Annotated in this window: 23 protein-coding genes; 4 read left to right on the top strand and 19 right to left on the bottom strand. The window is 33.7% G+C overall.

Annotated elements, in window-relative coordinates; translation table 11 throughout:
• Window positions 1-28 precede the first annotated feature (28 nt).
• On the top strand, window positions 29-1,159 hold the full coding sequence (locus Mjas_RS05895; protein WP_421077255.1) for a molybdopterin molybdotransferase MoeA: 1,131 nt from the start codon (window positions 29-31) through the stop codon (window positions 1,157-1,159).
• Between the two features lie 58 nt (window positions 1,160-1,217).
• Here Mjas_RS05895 and Mjas_RS05890 read toward each other — a convergent pair whose 3' ends face one another.
• Genes Mjas_RS05890 through Mjas_RS05880 form a run of 3 tightly spaced genes read right to left on the bottom strand, consistent with a single transcriptional unit; the run spans window position 1,218 to window position 4,389 of the window.
• Complete coding sequence (locus Mjas_RS05890; RefSeq protein ID WP_421077254.1) at window positions 1,218-2,579, bottom strand: formylmethanofuran dehydrogenase subunit B; 1,362 nt, start codon at window positions 2,577-2,579, stop codon at window positions 1,218-1,220.
• On the bottom strand, window positions 2,579-3,802 hold the full coding sequence (locus tag Mjas_RS05885) for a formylmethanofuran dehydrogenase subunit C (protein WP_421077253.1): 1,224 nt from the start codon (window positions 3,800-3,802) through the stop codon (window positions 2,579-2,581). Before Mjas_RS05885 ends, Mjas_RS05890 begins: the two co-directional genes overlap by 1 nt.
• A 17-nt stretch (window positions 3,803-3,819) precedes the next feature.
• The gene (locus tag Mjas_RS05880) at window positions 3,820-4,389 is read right to left on the bottom strand and encodes an FmdE family protein (RefSeq protein ID WP_421077252.1); all 570 of its coding nucleotides are present in this window, start codon (window positions 4,387-4,389) and stop codon (window positions 3,820-3,822) included.
• Window positions 4,390-4,729: 340 nt separating this feature from the next.
• On the opposite strand from Mjas_RS05880, the gene rpl7ae reads away from it, so the two are divergent.
• From rpl7ae to Mjas_RS05865, 3 genes are read left to right on the top strand one after another with little or no spacing between them, the layout of a single operon-like run.
• Complete coding sequence (gene rpl7ae / locus Mjas_RS05875) at window positions 4,730-5,083, top strand: 50S ribosomal protein L7Ae (RefSeq protein WP_292461017.1); 354 nt, start codon at window positions 4,730-4,732, stop codon at window positions 5,081-5,083.
• A gap of 29 nt (window positions 5,084-5,112) precedes the next feature.
• Window positions 5,113-5,340 (top strand): 30S ribosomal protein S28e, encoded by a 228-nt coding sequence (locus Mjas_RS05870; protein WP_013867324.1) that lies wholly within the window; start codon window positions 5,113-5,115, stop codon window positions 5,338-5,340.
• A 10-nt stretch (window positions 5,341-5,350) separates the two neighbouring features.
• A complete protein-coding gene (locus Mjas_RS05865) occupies window positions 5,351-5,539 on the top strand; it encodes a 50S ribosomal protein L24e (protein WP_292461018.1) in 189 nt (62 codons plus the stop codon).
• A 173-nt stretch (window positions 5,540-5,712) separates the two neighbouring features.
• On the opposite strand, the gene Mjas_RS05860 is transcribed toward Mjas_RS05865, so the two are convergent.
• The 16 genes from Mjas_RS05860 to Mjas_RS05785 all read right to left on the bottom strand — a co-directional run bounded on the left by Mjas_RS05860 (window position 5,713) and on the right by Mjas_RS05785 (window position 15,211).
• Entirely contained in the window at window positions 5,713-6,933 is a 1,221-nt protein-coding gene (locus Mjas_RS05860) for a SufB/SufD family protein (protein WP_421077251.1), read from the bottom strand.
• Entirely contained in the window at window positions 6,909-7,649 is a 741-nt protein-coding gene (gene sufC / locus Mjas_RS05855) for a Fe-S cluster assembly ATPase SufC (protein WP_421077250.1), read from the bottom strand. Before sufC ends, Mjas_RS05860 begins: the two co-directional genes overlap by 25 nt.
• Window positions 7,650-7,713: 64 nt before the next feature.
• A complete protein-coding gene (gene afpA / locus Mjas_RS05850) occupies window positions 7,714-8,277 on the bottom strand; it encodes an archaeoflavoprotein AfpA (protein WP_421077249.1) in 564 nt (187 codons plus the stop codon).
• A 60-nt stretch (window positions 8,278-8,337) separates the two neighbouring features.
• A complete protein-coding gene (locus tag Mjas_RS05845; protein WP_421077248.1) occupies window positions 8,338-8,925 on the bottom strand; it encodes a flavodoxin family protein in 588 nt (195 codons plus the stop codon).
• Window positions 8,926-8,995: 70 nt separating this feature from the next.
• The gene (locus tag Mjas_RS05840; protein ID WP_421077247.1) at window positions 8,996-9,283 is read right to left on the bottom strand and encodes an MTH865 family protein; all 288 of its coding nucleotides are present in this window, start codon (window positions 9,281-9,283) and stop codon (window positions 8,996-8,998) included.
• A gap of 87 nt (window positions 9,284-9,370) precedes the next feature.
• Window positions 9,371-10,552: an FprA family A-type flavoprotein gene (locus tag Mjas_RS05835; protein WP_421077246.1), complete on the bottom strand. Its 1,182-nt coding sequence runs from the start codon at window positions 10,550-10,552 to the stop codon at window positions 9,371-9,373.
• 9 nt (window positions 10,553-10,561) lie between these two features.
• Complete coding sequence (gene hdrC / locus Mjas_RS05830; protein WP_421077245.1) at window positions 10,562-11,149, bottom strand: CoB--CoM heterodisulfide reductase subunit C; 588 nt, start codon at window positions 11,147-11,149, stop codon at window positions 10,562-10,564.
• 77 nt (window positions 11,150-11,226) lie between these two features.
• Entirely contained in the window at window positions 11,227-11,577 is a 351-nt protein-coding gene (locus Mjas_RS05825; protein ID WP_421077244.1) for a DsrE family protein, read from the bottom strand.
• A gap of 69 nt (window positions 11,578-11,646) precedes the next feature.
• Window positions 11,647-12,234 carry a rubrerythrin gene (gene rbr, locus Mjas_RS05820; RefSeq protein WP_421077243.1) on the bottom strand — a complete coding sequence of 196 codons (588 nt, stop codon included), beginning with the start codon at window positions 12,232-12,234 and terminating at the stop codon, window positions 11,647-11,649.
• A gap of 8 nt (window positions 12,235-12,242) precedes the next feature.
• Window positions 12,243-12,482, bottom strand: a complete 240-nt coding sequence (locus Mjas_RS05815; RefSeq protein ID WP_421077242.1) for a rubredoxin — start codon at window positions 12,480-12,482, stop codon at window positions 12,243-12,245.
• A 32-nt stretch (window positions 12,483-12,514) separates the two neighbouring features.
• Complete coding sequence (locus tag Mjas_RS05810; RefSeq protein ID WP_421077241.1) at window positions 12,515-13,195, bottom strand: peroxiredoxin; 681 nt, start codon at window positions 13,193-13,195, stop codon at window positions 12,515-12,517.
• Window positions 13,196-13,420: 225 nt separating this feature from the next.
• On the bottom strand, window positions 13,421-13,606 hold the full coding sequence (locus tag Mjas_RS05805; protein WP_421077240.1) for a rubredoxin-like domain-containing protein: 186 nt from the start codon (window positions 13,604-13,606) through the stop codon (window positions 13,421-13,423).
• A gap of 31 nt (window positions 13,607-13,637) precedes the next feature.
• Window positions 13,638-14,150: a ferritin gene (locus Mjas_RS05800; RefSeq protein WP_421077239.1), complete on the bottom strand. Its 513-nt coding sequence runs from the start codon at window positions 14,148-14,150 to the stop codon at window positions 13,638-13,640.
• A gap of 9 nt (window positions 14,151-14,159) precedes the next feature.
• Entirely contained in the window at window positions 14,160-14,417 is a 258-nt protein-coding gene (locus Mjas_RS05795) for a thioredoxin family protein (protein WP_421077238.1), read from the bottom strand.
• Between the two features lie 32 nt (window positions 14,418-14,449).
• A complete protein-coding gene (locus Mjas_RS05790; protein ID WP_421077237.1) occupies window positions 14,450-14,605 on the bottom strand; it encodes a rubredoxin in 156 nt (51 codons plus the stop codon).
• A 249-nt stretch (window positions 14,606-14,854) separates the two neighbouring features.
• Complete coding sequence (locus Mjas_RS05785; protein WP_421077236.1) at window positions 14,855-15,211, bottom strand: class II SORL domain-containing protein; 357 nt, start codon at window positions 15,209-15,211, stop codon at window positions 14,855-14,857.
• Window positions 15,212-15,313: the final 102 nt, after the last annotated feature.

Raw genomic sequence — 15,313 nt, 5'->3', positions numbered from 1 at the left:
TAAGATTTTCAAAAAAGGTAGTGATATAATGATTAGCGTATGTGATGCAAAAAATATATTGAATAAATATTCATTTAATAAGGTAAATTATGTAGATATATACGATTCATACGGTAAAGTTTTAGCAGAAGATATTACTTCAAATATGGACATTCCATTTTTTAGTAAATCGGATAAGGATGGTTATGCTGTTGTAGATTTAAATTTAAAACATTACACACTAGTAGATGAAGTCCTTGCAGGAGATATGCGAGATTTAAAAATTGAAAAGGGCGAATGTATCCATGTTGCCACAGGTGCAAAAGTTCCCGAAGGGGCTAATTATGTAATCCCTATTGAATATGTTGAAAAATCAAATAATGAGATTCGTTTAATTGGTGACATTGAAGAAACCAATATAATAAAAATAGGGGACGATATAAAAAAGAATGATAAAGTTTTAAAAAAAGGGACAGTAATAACCGAGAGAAATATAGGAATCATTGCATCGTTGGGTATTGAAAAAATAAAGGTTTATGAAACTCCAAAGGTTGGTATAATATCCACGGGAAATGAATTAAATTCAATAAAGGATGTAAATTCAAAAACAATTTTTTCCATTGTAAAAAAATCAAACTGCCAACCAATATTTATTGGAAATGCAAAGGATGATATTGATGATTTAAAAAGTAAGATAAATAAGGCATTGGAACACTGCGATGTAATTATTACCTCCGGTGGAGTATCTGCTGGAAAAAAGGACTATCTTCCAAGAGTGGTATCAAGCATAGGGGAAATAATATTTCATAAAGTCAAAATGAGACCTGGAATGCCTATGCTCTTTGGTGAGATAAATAAAAAACCGATTTTCTGCATGCCCGGAAATGTGGTGTCTTGTTTAACTTGTAGTTATGTGTTTTTACTACCGTTCTTAAAAAAACTGGCACATGTTCCATTTTCAAAGAAGGTTGTTAGAGCTCACCTATCAGAAGATATACCTTCCGAGTATGGGATGACATATTTCCGTCCAGTTAAATTAAAAGATGGTATGGCATACCCAACATTTAAAGGCTCTAATTTAATTACATCAATCGCCTATGCCGATGGATTAATTGAGATAAAAGAAGATGAAACTTTAAAAAATAAAAATGATGTTGTTGATGTGTGGGTTTTTGAGTAAAAAAATAATATTAAAATAAATATAAATATAAAAATAAAAAAATAAAAAATATTTAATATTAAACTTCTATTCTCACATCATCCGCTGTTCTTTCAGGATTGTTATTTACTTTTTCTTTTATTTTTTCAAACAACTGTTTTAATGTGTCTTCGTTGCTTTTTGTGAATGGGAATGGAGATTTTGTAAATGGCTTGTAGTTGATAGGGATATTGTCAAATCTGTAAAATGTTCCATCGCACTCCATAGCATCAATTACGCCCGGCAACACCACATCAGCCAATGATGTTGTAGGACATGGTGCTATATCTACACAAATCACAGGAATGTCATTTTTCAAATACTCAACACACTCTTTTGGCAGGTGAGCTCCTAAATCAGCACACATTACAAATACGGCATCCACTTCTTTGTTGAGTAATAAATCAACTGTTGTAGTTTCCCCTGGGTTGAATCTTGGGTATCCTCTCAGGAAATCCACACCAAATGGGAATCCATACATCCAGGATGCAATTTGGTTGAACCCTGCCACATTACAGTGTCCTCTAATTGCTCCTATGGTGAATTTTGTATATTTATTAATCTCAGCCACTACCTTCATAATCATTTCAATATTCCTGTTCCTTCCTCTTGATGCAGGCAATCCCAATCCACCGTAGAGAGCTCCGAACTGACATGTGGTCATTTTATGTGCCAAATCTTTAAGGGTTTCAATAGGTATTCCTGTGATTTCTTCCACAGAAGGATGTGGCTCCTTTCCTTTTAATATTGTTAATATTGCCGCAAATGCTTCATAATCGGAGTTAGGTTTTATAGGAATATACAGGTCAGATGCCTTTGCCGTGGCTGTTCTTCTCGGGTCTACTGTAACTACAAACCTATCTCGTTTCCCCCTTTCTCTAAAAAACCCTCTTGGATATACCGCATATCTTGACAGATGCCTAGGCATTGAGTCCATTGGATTGGTTCCCCAATACACCACTAGGTCTGCTCTATTTGTTACTTCTCCTGCTGTGGAACCAGAAATTCCGGATTCCTGAATTCCCATAAGTGTAGGTCCGTGTCATATAGTTGCGTTTGAATCAGCCACTCCCCTTAAATACTCAGCCATGTGTAATCCAACTCTCATCGCCTCTGTCGATGTTTCACTTCCTATGAAAAACAGTGGTCTTTTTGCATTTGCCAGTATTTCAGCCGCTTTATCCAAAGCTTCATCCCAGCTTGCATTTTCAAATTTCCCATCTTTTTTTATCTGAGGAGTTCTGATTCTGTGATGACTATAAACCTCTTTAAATTTTGCCGCACCCATTTTACAGGCATTTTTAACAACTATTTCTTCCTTTTCAGAGTCAAATTCTACTTCAATATCATCACATGCACCGCCACAGACGGGACATATAAGACTTCTATAAACTTCTTTCATTATTTCACCCCATAGGATTCCAATATCTCTTCTGCACTCAGTATTTTTTCATCATCAGAAGCAGGTTCAACAATTACTTTACATCCCTTATAGTTTGGAGAGCCAGAACCCTCGGTATATGGGTCTGCCACAACATTTGCCCAAATACTTCTTGGTATAAAGACATTACCTCTTTGAAGGTCATCATCAGGGAGAGCTCTCACAACCACGCCATATCCTTTTCTTGAAATCCTAACTTTTTGGGGTTGTCCCAATATGTTGTAATCATCAGGGTGGATGTGGCAAACTGCACACACTTCAATATATTCTTTTGTGAATTTGTCTCCCCCTTTGATAATTGCACCCTGCACAATAGTGCTTCCTGAGTTAAATACTGCCTCAATTTTGTTTTTTCCGATTATATAATTTTCAGTTCTGGACTCTAATCCTATAAGATGCTTGTTATGTTCTTTTGAAGCATATAAAACTCCTTTTGGTTTTTTCATGGAGTTATCCCCTGTGAATTTAAGGAATGTTCCATCCAAACCGAGCTCCTTTCCATCCACTTCTTCAACTAATTCAAAACCAGGGTGGAATTTATCAATAGTTCCACAAATTATAATCTCTCCTTTAATCATTTCAGCACCAACATTTCTTTCAGCACCGCCACCAATGACGATTTTTCCACCCCTCAGGTTGATACCACAGAACTGACCGACATTTCCTTTTATAATTATTTCTCCTTTAAGAGCCCCTCCACCAATGTTGTTTCCAGCATTTCCTTCAATGATTATTGTGCCTCCTCTCATTCCTCTCCAATCTCCTCGGTATGCACAGCCTATATAATCTCCTGCGTTTCCTTTTATGTGGATTTTACCGCCTTTCATTTCACTTCCTACGAATCTGCCAGCCTCTCCATTTACTATAATCTCTCCACCTTTCATTTCATATCCCAACTGTATGCCAACATTGCCATTTATTACTATCTTACCGGAGCTCATTTTTGAGCCGATATATTTTACCTTGCTAACATCTCCGTCTATTACAATGGTGGGCTCTTTTGAAGGAACATTCTCTCCTTTAATTTCAAAAAATTCTGATAAAGGAACTCTTGTGTTCCCCTGCCAAACAAGCAATGATTTTATTTCATCAAGGGTTTTATTTGCAAAAACATCGGGGGAAATTACATCAGCCTCAATTGGCATGTCAATATTATTTTTTGGAATAAGCGTGATTGTATCCATCGTATCACCAATAATTATTATTTATTCGAACAAGTTAGGCATATCTTCTCCCCATTGTATGAAACAAATGGTTCTTGGCAAATATCGCATAATTCTATTCGTTTTTTGAATTTAACCGGCACCGCAACATCTATAAATTCATAAGAATATACTGATTCTCCGGCATCAATAATATCCAATATCACATCATCATAAGGAACCTTTTTTGTATTCATATACCAAGGATGAAGGGCGGAGTAATTGGCCGTTTTTTTATTGTCGAGAATAATTCTAACGCCTTTTATATTCTCCCCTTCTTTTCCAATTGTATTTACTGAAACTGCCATTTTTCCAGTATCTATTACTTTTAATCTTTTATTTCCTATTGTGCATCCCCCAAGAACTTGGAATGCATCAGGAAGGCAGTTATAGGTTTCACATGTTGCATACATTCGTTCTCCATCATTGATGTTTAGAATTTTTTTTGCCAAATTGAACATGTAAATACCTATCAATGCCCCGGGACTCAAACAACCGTGAAAATCAATGACTTTTTTTACCTGTTTATTCATTTCATGATTTTCCAATTTTTTTAGAATAATTTCCATAAACTCACCGAAAATGTATTACTGTCATACAGCCACGTTTATCAACTATATTTGTTAATTATATTTAATTACATAATATATCATTTATTAACGAAATACAATTTAATTGTAAATGTGGTAATATATATAAATTTCTATTTTGATTAAGACGAAACTTAATTATATTAAAAAATATGCTTAAATATTTACATTTATAGTTAAATCTCAAAACATGTCAAACCACAACTTATATATATTACTTTAAATGATATAGCACTAGCCACTCTTTTTAATACCATGATGATATGAGTGGGCATAATCCGGATAAAAAACGATTTTTAAAAATGAAGGAGGTCATATTATGGCTATCTATGTAAAATTTGATGTTCCACAAGAAATAGAAGAAAAAACAGTAGAAGTAATTTCAAAATCAGAAAAAGTTAAAAAAGGAGCAAACGAAGTAACAAAAGCAGTAGAAAGAGGAAATGCTAAATTGGTTGTATTAGCAAAAGACGTTCAGCCAGAAGAAATCGTTGCTCACATACCTGTAATTTGCGAAGAAAAAGGTATTCCTTACACCTATGTAGCTACAAAAGAAGATTTAGGAAAAGCTATTGGTTTAGAAGTTCCAACATCCGCAGTTGCAGTTGTAGCTGAGGGAGATTCAAACGCATTAAATGAATTAGTAGAAAAAATAAACGCTTTAAAAGCATAATTTAATAAATTATATGGATAGGTGATTAAATGTCTGATGACATGGTCTATAAAGAGGCAACAGCCGCAGAAGTTCTCCAAGTAAGCGGAAGAACCGGTGTGACAGGAGAGATATTTCAGGTAAGATGTAAAATTCTCGGTGGAAAAGACACCGGAAGAATTTTAACAAGAAATGTTAAAGGTCCTGTTAAAGTTGGGGATATTATAATGCTCAGAGAAACAGAAAGAGAAGCAAAGCCACTAGGTAGAAGAAGATAAGGTGAATAACATGGAATGGAAAACATGTAGTTTTTGTGGCGGAAAAATTGAGCCTGGAACTGGAAAAAAATATGTGAAAAAAGACGGTTCCGTTATGTTTTTCTGCTCATCAAAATGTGAAAAAAACTTTAAACTCAAAAGAGTTGCAAGAAAATTAAAATGGACTCCTATATACCATCAAAATAAACAGCAAAAATAATTTTATTTCTTTTTTTTAGATTTTTAGCCATTAACAATTTAGGTTATTTTATATTTATATATTGTAATCTATAATTTAAACGAACTGCAATATTAAATTTAAAAGAGCTCTACTTAATTTCCCGAATATCATGCGAAATTAAAAAACTAAAAAAATAAAAAAATAAAAGAGAATTACAATGCATCAAGGGTCATTTCCATTATCTGCTCAACAGATTTTGCAAGTTTTGGCGGAAGTCCTGATATATCCACGCTTAAAAATCCTTTTATAATTAAAGATGTTGCTTCATCCTCTGTTAAACCTCTTGACATTAAATACATTAGCTGGTTTTCTGCAATTTTTCCAACAGCTGCCTCATGTGATAAATCAAGGTTTGTCTTTCTAGCATCTAATTCAGGGACTGCATGAAGGTGCGCATTATCTGATAAAATTAGACCTCTACATTCCAAATGTCCTTTCACATTTTCACTTTCCCCAATAAGATGCCCTCTTGCTATTATTTCAGCATTATCCACGACAATAGTTCTTGAAATCATGTCTGCACTACTGTTTTTTCCAGATAGAACAACCCTTGAACCCATATCCATTTTTGAGTTTCCTTTTCCATAAGCTACTGTTTGGAATGTTGCCTTTGAATTATCCCCCACGCAATATGCGGTTGGGTAGCTTTGAATTGATTTTACAGGGGACATAACAACATAGTTGCTTATAAATACACCATTTTCTTCAATATGCACCCCAGTTCTTGGCCTCACATGGACATTTTCGCCCCAGTCGTGTATCATAGTGTATGTCAATTTTGCATCTTTTTTTACATAGAATTCAGAAACTCCAATGTGAAGCCCTGATTTTACATGTGAGGAAGTTGCACATCCAGTAATTACATTTAACTCAGCCCCTTCCTCAACAATTATAATATTATGAACATTTTGGGATGAGCTCTCCTCACCAATCAAAAGGCATGTTTGAAGTGGTATTGTTTCTTTAACTCCCTTTGGAACTCTTATGAAAAATCCTTCTGTTAATTCCAATGCGGCTCTTGCTGAGTATTTGTCCTTAATCTCAACAAGATTCCAGTAGTAATCATCCAAATCATATTTTTTTAATGCCTCTGAGATAGGCATCATTTCAATTTTTGAGTCTGTTTTTGAATAAACTGCCTTATTGTTTATCTGCAAGTATGAACCAGCGGAGCTCTTCTCTTCAATATCTATACCAATGCTTTCAAGTTTGGATTTATACTCTTCGTCGAGCTCCATCAATGAATCTACTGATATACCGCCTTTTTCTATCTTGTATTCTCCAAGGTTTATATCTTCCCCATATGGTGCTGGAACATCCTTATATTTTTCAGCAATTTCCTTTATTTTTAGTGCTTTCTCTTTTGATAGCATGCTACACACCTCTCATATCCGTATTTAATTATGTTATTAAGAATTTCTTTTGGATGACCTGAACAAGCTACAACTCCATCATAGAGAACATGAGCTCTATCTACATCCATAAAGTTTAAAATATGGCCCATATGTGTAATTATTAAACCAGATTTTTTTCTATCACTTGGCATTTTGTTTTTATCAAGTAATTCATTTATAAGGGTTCCAATTAATTCCACATTTTCTACATCTACACCGCTATCTGGCTCATCGAACATTATAAAATCAGGATTTTGAGCATATATTTGAAGTAATTCAGACCTTTTTGCCTCACCGCCTGAGAATCCAACATTTACTTCTCTTTCAAGGAAATCTTTAAAATTTAATATCTCAGCCATTTTTTCAATTTCATTCCAATCTCTATTTGAAATTATATTTAAAAGATTTTTCAACTTTACTCCGGGAATTGCTGGCGGACTTTGATAGGATATACCTATCCCAAGTTTTGCCCTCTCATGCATTGGCATATCGGTAATATCCTTTCCTTTAAAATAAATACTACCGCTTACAATTTCATATTTTGGATTTCCCAGTATTGTATTTATTAATGTTGATTTACCTGCCCCATTTGGACCAAATAAAACATGGGTTTCACCGGTATTGATATTCAAGTTGATGTCCTTTAAAATTTCCCTATCACCTATTTTAACACATAAATTTTCAATTTTTAGCATTTAATCACCTTTCTTCATTTTTAGTGGATGCGTATGAAACATGAAAAAAGTATTTTATAATTAATCACTCATTATCCTTTTTATGTTCCACATATTTTAAAATCGTTTCTTTTATCTCATCCACACTATCCAAAATTGTTATGCCGTCCATTTCTCTTAATTTATTAACATTTTCTACGTCTTCCTTTCTAATATATAACTTTAAAGTTTTTCCACTTGGGATTATTGTTTCAATTTCCCCAATTTTATTATCTGGCGGGTAAATATATGTTGGAACCTTCGCTTTAACGCCCTGAGCAATTGAATTTGTGATGAGTGTGTCGGCAATACAATGTGCCACCTTTGCAACGGTGTTTGCAGTCGTCGGAGCTACGATAAATATATCATATTTTCCAGTTTGCAGTTTTCCCGGTAAAAAGGGAGCATTTGCATCTACTTCCACCCTAATGTCATAGAATTCATCCATCATCAAATCCCAGAGTTTATACCACTTTAAAACAACCTTCGCACTTTTTGATGCGTATATATCTATATCCAAATTATATTTATTCTTTAATTCAATCATCAGATGAACTATTTCCTCTATTTTATCTCCGCATCCGGTAATGCCCCATGCAATTTTAACCATGAAACCACACTTTTTTATTTTATTTTTTATAAAAATTCATATATAATGATATTAATCTACTTATCTTTTAGATAGTATGTTTAAAAATTTATTTAAAGTTTTTCTTAAAACTCTCAACCCTTCATCATCTTTCATAATGCCATCTTTTCCTTTATCTTTTGACCAGAAAGTTGCACCCAAATTTGCACCAAATGAACCTCCACCTACTGGAATCATTTCATTTATTATATAAAAGTCATGGATTGTCCTTAAAGCTATTTCCTGCCCACCGTTTCTGTCTCCTCCAACTGCTATACCCATTCCAATCTTACCATTCAAAACCTTTGGATTTTTCGCAACTATTGCCCTGCATCTATCCATTACGGTTTTTAACTGTCCAGTAATATTTCCCTGGTAAATTGGTGTCCCCATTATTATTCCATCCGCCCATATTAAATTTTCATAAACTTCATTCATATCGTCCTTATGAATACAGCCCTCTTTTTTTCTTATACAATAATCACAGTGCATACAGAATTTTATTTCTTTTCGAGCAACTGAAAAATACTTAATTTCACACCCCTTTTCTTTTAAATAATCCAATGCATAATTTACTGCATAATGAGTTCCCTGTAATCTCGGACTTCCACTTATACCAAAGATTTTCATTATTTCACCATATCTAAATATACGAAAGAATGGATTAACCATAATATAAAAAATAAAATAAAAATATTAATTACATTTCTTCTTTTTCCTTCTTTTCAATTACACATTTGTTGGATAACTTTATTGCCAAATCCTCGTAGTCTTTTATTGGAAAATCTGCATCAGTCATTAATTTAACTAACTCCCCTGCTTCAATATCCCCACAAGGCAATGATAAACCACAAGGCAATGCATTTGCTAACTCAACTTTGCTCTTTATTGGAAATACGTCCTTATCTTTAAAGAATTCAGCCAATTTTAATTTAAAATCTTGAATATCCTTTAATGATTCATATAACGGGTGGTTTGTTGTTATCATATTTATCTCCTCCCTATTTTGAATATTTACAGTTATTATATATTTTTTTATATATTATATATAATATATAATTTTATTTTATTGTCCCTAATTTTCAATTTCTGATAGTTTTTTTCCAAATTCATAGCATTTTTTTATATACTCTTCCTTTGGAACAAATCTACACTTTAAGCATTCATCATCGACAACTTTAAAGTTTAATTTTTCAAAGGATTTCTTTATAATTTCAGTTGCCATTTCCATCCATCCGTAAGAACCAAACGCTACTGCTATTTTACCATCTGCTGGTTTTAATCCTTCCATATATGCTAAAAACATTGCAACTGGGGGATATACGTTTGAGTTTAATGTTGGGGAGCCGATTAAGATATATTTTGCATCTAAAATCTCTTTCATTATTGTATTCATTGGAGTTCCGGAGATATTATAAATTTTTACTTCAACACCCTCATCTGACAATCCACTTCCTATGGCATGTGCCATTTTTTTAGTTGAACCATACATGCTATCATAAGCTATTACAGCCTTATTTTTACACTCCCCTGATGACCACTTCATATATCTATTTAAAATTTCTTCTATTTTTTCTTTCCATATTAATCCGTGGGATGGGCAAATATAGTCAATATCTAAACCTTTTACAGCATTAATTGCATTGGGTATGAGCATTTTATAGGGCAATAGTATATTTGCAAAATATTCCTTCGCATCTTCAAAAATCTCTTCAATAGTTTCAACTTCATAGTCAAATCTTTCCGACGTTGCTACATGCTGTCCAAAGGCATCATTGGAGAATAAAATTTTATCCTCAATGCAGTAGGTAATCATGTTGTCAGGCCAATGAAGCATTGGGGTTTTTATGAATTTTAAAGTTCTTTTTCCAATGTTTATCTCATCGCCAGTATCTACTATTATAAACTCCCAATCCTCTGTGTTAAATTGGAGCTCTAAATGTTCCTTCCCTTTTTCATTTGTGATGACCTTTGCACCAGACAATTTAACAATTTTATCAATACACCCGCTGTGGTCTTTTTCTGCATGATTTACCACTATGTAGTCAATATCCATTGGGTCAATTACTGATGAAATTCCTTCCATGAGCTCTTCAAACATGTAATGTTTTGCAGAGTCAATTAAAACATTTTCTTCATCCACTATTAAGTATGAATTATATGAGCTCCCCTTTGAAGTTTCATATCCATGAAACTCTCTGACTTCCCAATCCACTGAACCAACCCAGTATATCCCGTCTTTTATTTTAACTGCCAAATACATCACCTATTCGCTTAAATCTTCCCATCTCATAGGTTTAAGCTCTTTTAATTTTTTTGTTGTTGGACAAATTCCTACCTTATCGCAGAGCTCTAAGTCATTCATAAGTCCCCTTATATCCTCCAAAACCTCAGGGTATTTGTGGGTTGTTGGGGGGATTTCAGTTAATCCAATCTTTTTTCTTACTTCTTTTATCTCGTCATTTACTGGGACAGCATGACCTGTTAAATAAACATACAATGTTGTTTTTCTATGTGCCTCAGCTATTAACCCCATTTGACATGCCACGTTTCTTGCGGCTTTTATAATATCAGTTATTTTAACTTCTCTTGGACATTTTTCATAGCATTCATAGCATGTTGTGCACATCCACATATCTTCACTATCAAAAACATCTAAACCGCTGAGAATCATTCTTATTAATTTCCTAGTTTTAAAAGCCGTTATTCTACTGCTTGGACATGCCCCCGTGCATGTTCCGCACTGGTAGCATCTTTGGAATGACTTTACATGGTCTTCTCCTAGTATATCCTTTCCAGCTTCAATAACTTTTTTAGGAATCTCAGGATTAAAGTTTTTTGAACTTAGTGTCATGAAATCACCACGCAGTATTAATAAAAATTAAAATAAAAATAAAATAAAAAATTTTGGCTAAACAGCCAAAATGTTAATTAAAATTTAATTACATCAAAACCTTCATCTAAATACTTCTTTAAACTTACATGCCCGAATAAGTCATTTTCAACATTTAGTTTATCTTTTACATCATCCAATATGCCAAACATGCTTGCACATGCTTCACAAACTACAAAATTATCCATTAAGGGCTTAGCATGGTTTGAAAATGGATGCTCTTCATTTAGCAAATCCTTAGCCCAATTAACACCTTCGCCTTCAAATATTATTTTCACATCATCCCCCTTTTCCTTCATCTCCTTTGCAAATAGCAACACATGCAACATTACTGGCATGTTCGGCTTATCGTTGTGCATGTAAGAAAATACTAAAAATGCATTTTTCATAATATATCGCCCCCTTATTTTTGATTTTAATTTTAATTTACATATATGGTAATAAATATTAATTTACAATTAATATTTTTCACATAATATTTCAAAATACTTCGCTGGATGGCTGCAAGATGGACACACCTCTGGCGGTTCATCCCCTTTGTGAGTGTAGCCACATTTCCTACAAACCCACTCAACAGATTCATCTTTCTTAAATACTGTTCCATTTTCAACTTCTTTTAACAATTTCTTAAATCTCCCCTCGTGATGCTTTTCAGCAATTGCAATTGCCCTCAGCCTTTCTGCAATGTCGTTTAATCCTTCTTTTTCTGCTATTTCGGCAAATTTTGGATACATTTCAGTATATTCAAAATGTTCCCCTTCGATTGAAGCCCTTAAATTTTCAGCAGTATTTCCTAAAACAATAGGGACTTCAACATCATTTACCTTTATTGAATCCTCATCAACATTGTATTTCTTTTTTAATTCGGTGATTAAATAAAATAGCCATTTAGCATGCTCTCTTTCATTTTCTGCTGTTAATAAAAATATCTCTGAAATCTGTTCATATCCTTCACTTTTTGCAATTTTTGCATAGCAAGTATATCTATTCCTAGCTAAGCTTTCCCCAATGTATGCCTTTATTAAATTTGTAATTGTCTCTTTCATACTTTACCTCAGTCAAATTCTACTAATTCATCCAATGGCTCAAAGGACTCTTTTCCAACTTTACCTCTGCAAATGGGACAAATCCAATCGTCCGGAAGCTCTTCAAATGGAGTTTTTGGAGAAATGTCTTGGCTAGGGTCTCCTTTTAACGGGTCATATGTCCAACCGCAAACTTTACACCTATACTTCCTATACTTTGGTTTTTCACAACTGTCATCTAATTTGCAAGCTAATTTAATTTCTACCATTTTCATTCACCAAAAAAATAAATATGAATAATTTATTCTAATTTTTTACAGCAAAGCCACCAATCAAGGCATTCTATTTCTCCTTTTTCAGCCGCTTCTTTTCTCTGATTCATTTCTTCAACTGTGGAAGCAGGTGGAACTATTACCTTATCCCCGATTATATCATTGTTAGGCCAGTTCGCTGGAAGTGCCACTCCTTTATCGGATGTTTGAAGTGCTTTAACCAATCTTATTATTTCATCGATATTTCTTCCAGCCTCTTGCGGATAATACAATATTGCCCTAATTGCTCCCTTGTCATCTACAACAAATACTGCCCTAACTGTATTATTGCCCTTATATGGACTTACCATGCCTAATCTTTCAGCCAATTCCCCTCTATCATCTGCTATTACTGGAAATTCAATGTCAACGTCTAGATTATCTTTTATCCATTCAATCCATTTCAAATGACTAAATACCTGGTCTATGCTTAAACCTATTAATTCGGCATTTAACTCCTTAAATTGGTCATATCTCTTTTGAAATGCTACAAATTCTGTGGTGCAAACTGGGGTAAAGTCCGCAGGATGGCTAAATAAAATAAACCATTTACCTTCAAAATGATTAGGTAATTTTATAACTCCTTGCGTAGTTTTAACTTCTACCTCAGGGAATTTCTCCCCTATTAATGGCATTCTGTATTCTCCAATACAACATACTTCTTCACACATATTTTACCCTCTCCCATTTGTTGATTAATATATTTATTAAGGTGTTAATTTATGTTATCGGAGCTCCGAAGGAGCGTAGAATATAAAATTGCTTCACAATTTTAATTTCGAACCCTCGGTTCGATGCTACAAAATCCAAAGGAGTTCAATCAGAGCTCCGAATAAGCATATAGCAACGAAAACCGAAGTTTTCGTCTAATAATTAAATTTAACCCCCATTTAAGTTTAAAGTCTGCTTTCTTCATTTGGCGACCTTGCAACTAATTTTGGGTCATAACCTTGACATCCGCAGTCTGGTGTATAACAGGTTACATCATAAAAAGTGCAAATTTCGCCACAATTTGGGCATTTTTCAGGCACTGTGTCAGCCTCAAATAAATATCCACAGTTGGAACATTTCCACCATACCATGTAGTATCACCTATATTTTTAGAATATTCACTTAATTTTGAGTAATTAATGGAACATAGGTTCTTTGACCCAAATCTTTGTCGAGCATGAATAAGCCTCTTTTGTCTCCATCCAATAGCTTTAATTTATCCACAATTTCCAAGAATGAAGATTCCTCCTCAACCTGCTCATTTATGAACCATTGAAGCATATTCATTGTAGCATAATCCTTTTCAGAAACTGCTAAATCCATTAGATTATTGATGGATTCTGATATAAACTGCTCATGCTCGTATCCGTCTTCAAAAACTTCTAATATTGATGACCATTCATTTTTTGGCTTATCGATGGACTCCAATTCTACTTTTCCTCCCCGTTCTATCACATAAGTATAGAATTTCATGGCGTGGTCGAGCTCCTCTTGATATTGAACTTTGAGCCACTGAGCAAATCCTTTTAATCCTATGGATTCGGCATAAGCAGACATGGATAAGTAGAGATATGCCGAAAAGAGCTCTTTATTTATCTGTTCGTTTAAAGCTTTTAGCATTTTGTCCTTAATCATGGATATAATTCACCTATTCAATTTTTCTCTCAGGTAGTTTTCAAGTTGCTCACTTGAAGGAGCTCCTACAAATGCTACCTCCCCATCTACGACGATAGCTGGAACTGCCATTATGCTGTATTTTTCCACAGTTCCAGGGTCTTCTGTTGCATCGATATATTTTACTTCAATGTCATCACAGCTTACCTTTTTTACAACTTCTTCAACTACTCTTTTAGCAGCAGGACAGTGAGGGCATTGTGGGGAAGTGATTACTTCAATTAACATATTTCCACCTCTTTTATAAAAATATTAAAGGATTAAATTTTTTTGAATGCGTTTTTTCCCAAACCACACTGAGGGCATTTAAATGTATCTGGCAAATCTTCAAACTTGGTATTTGGTGCTATATTTTGAGAAGGCTCTCCAACATTTTCATCATATATCCATCCACACATACATTGATATTTTGCCATAGTATCACCGATTTCTCTTTTTTTAGATGATACTAGTAATGAATTTCATTCTGTGAAATTCATCTGATAGTATCACCGATTTCTCTTTTTTTAGATGATACTAGTCTAAAAATCTCAAAGAGATTTTTAGCGGATAGTATCATCGATTTTTTATTTTTATTTTTATTTTTAATATTATTTTTTTATTTTTTTATTTTCATTATTTATGGAGATTCTCTTATGTCCTTCTTGAAATATCCCATATTGGTGTTATTCTATTTTTACCTCTTTTTCATACTTCCAAATTCCATGCAAATTACAGTACATAAATGCAGTTAATTTCATGACAGTGCCTTCATGACCTTCAGATGGAGCTTTTATATGAAATGCCACCTCTGGTTTAGCATACTGCGTTAAATCAGCTCTTGCCAAAGGAATATCCCCTATCCTAAGTCCTATAAATTGGATAAAGTGTCCATCCTCCATTGGATGTTCAACCCCCGCGGTGTGAATTTTAACTTCAAAAATTTCCCCTGCTTTAACTACATCATTACACTCAATCATTGGAGTATGTTTTTTCTCAAAATCAGTTCCTTCTACCATGGTTTTTGCATCAATACAACTCATACTACCCCTTACTTTTGTTGCTAAATGTATTAAACAAATTATACAAATATATATGTAGTATATTTCATAAATATTTGACCCTTCGAATTTCGTCAAATAATT

The organism is Methanothermococcus jasoni, from assembly GCF_049075655.1.
Taxonomy (GTDB): domain Archaea; phylum AGJL01; class Methanococci; order Methanococcales; family Methanococcaceae; genus Methanofervidicoccus.
Note: the sequence above shows the minus strand (reverse complement) of the source record. Positions and strands in the feature narration are given on the sequence as shown.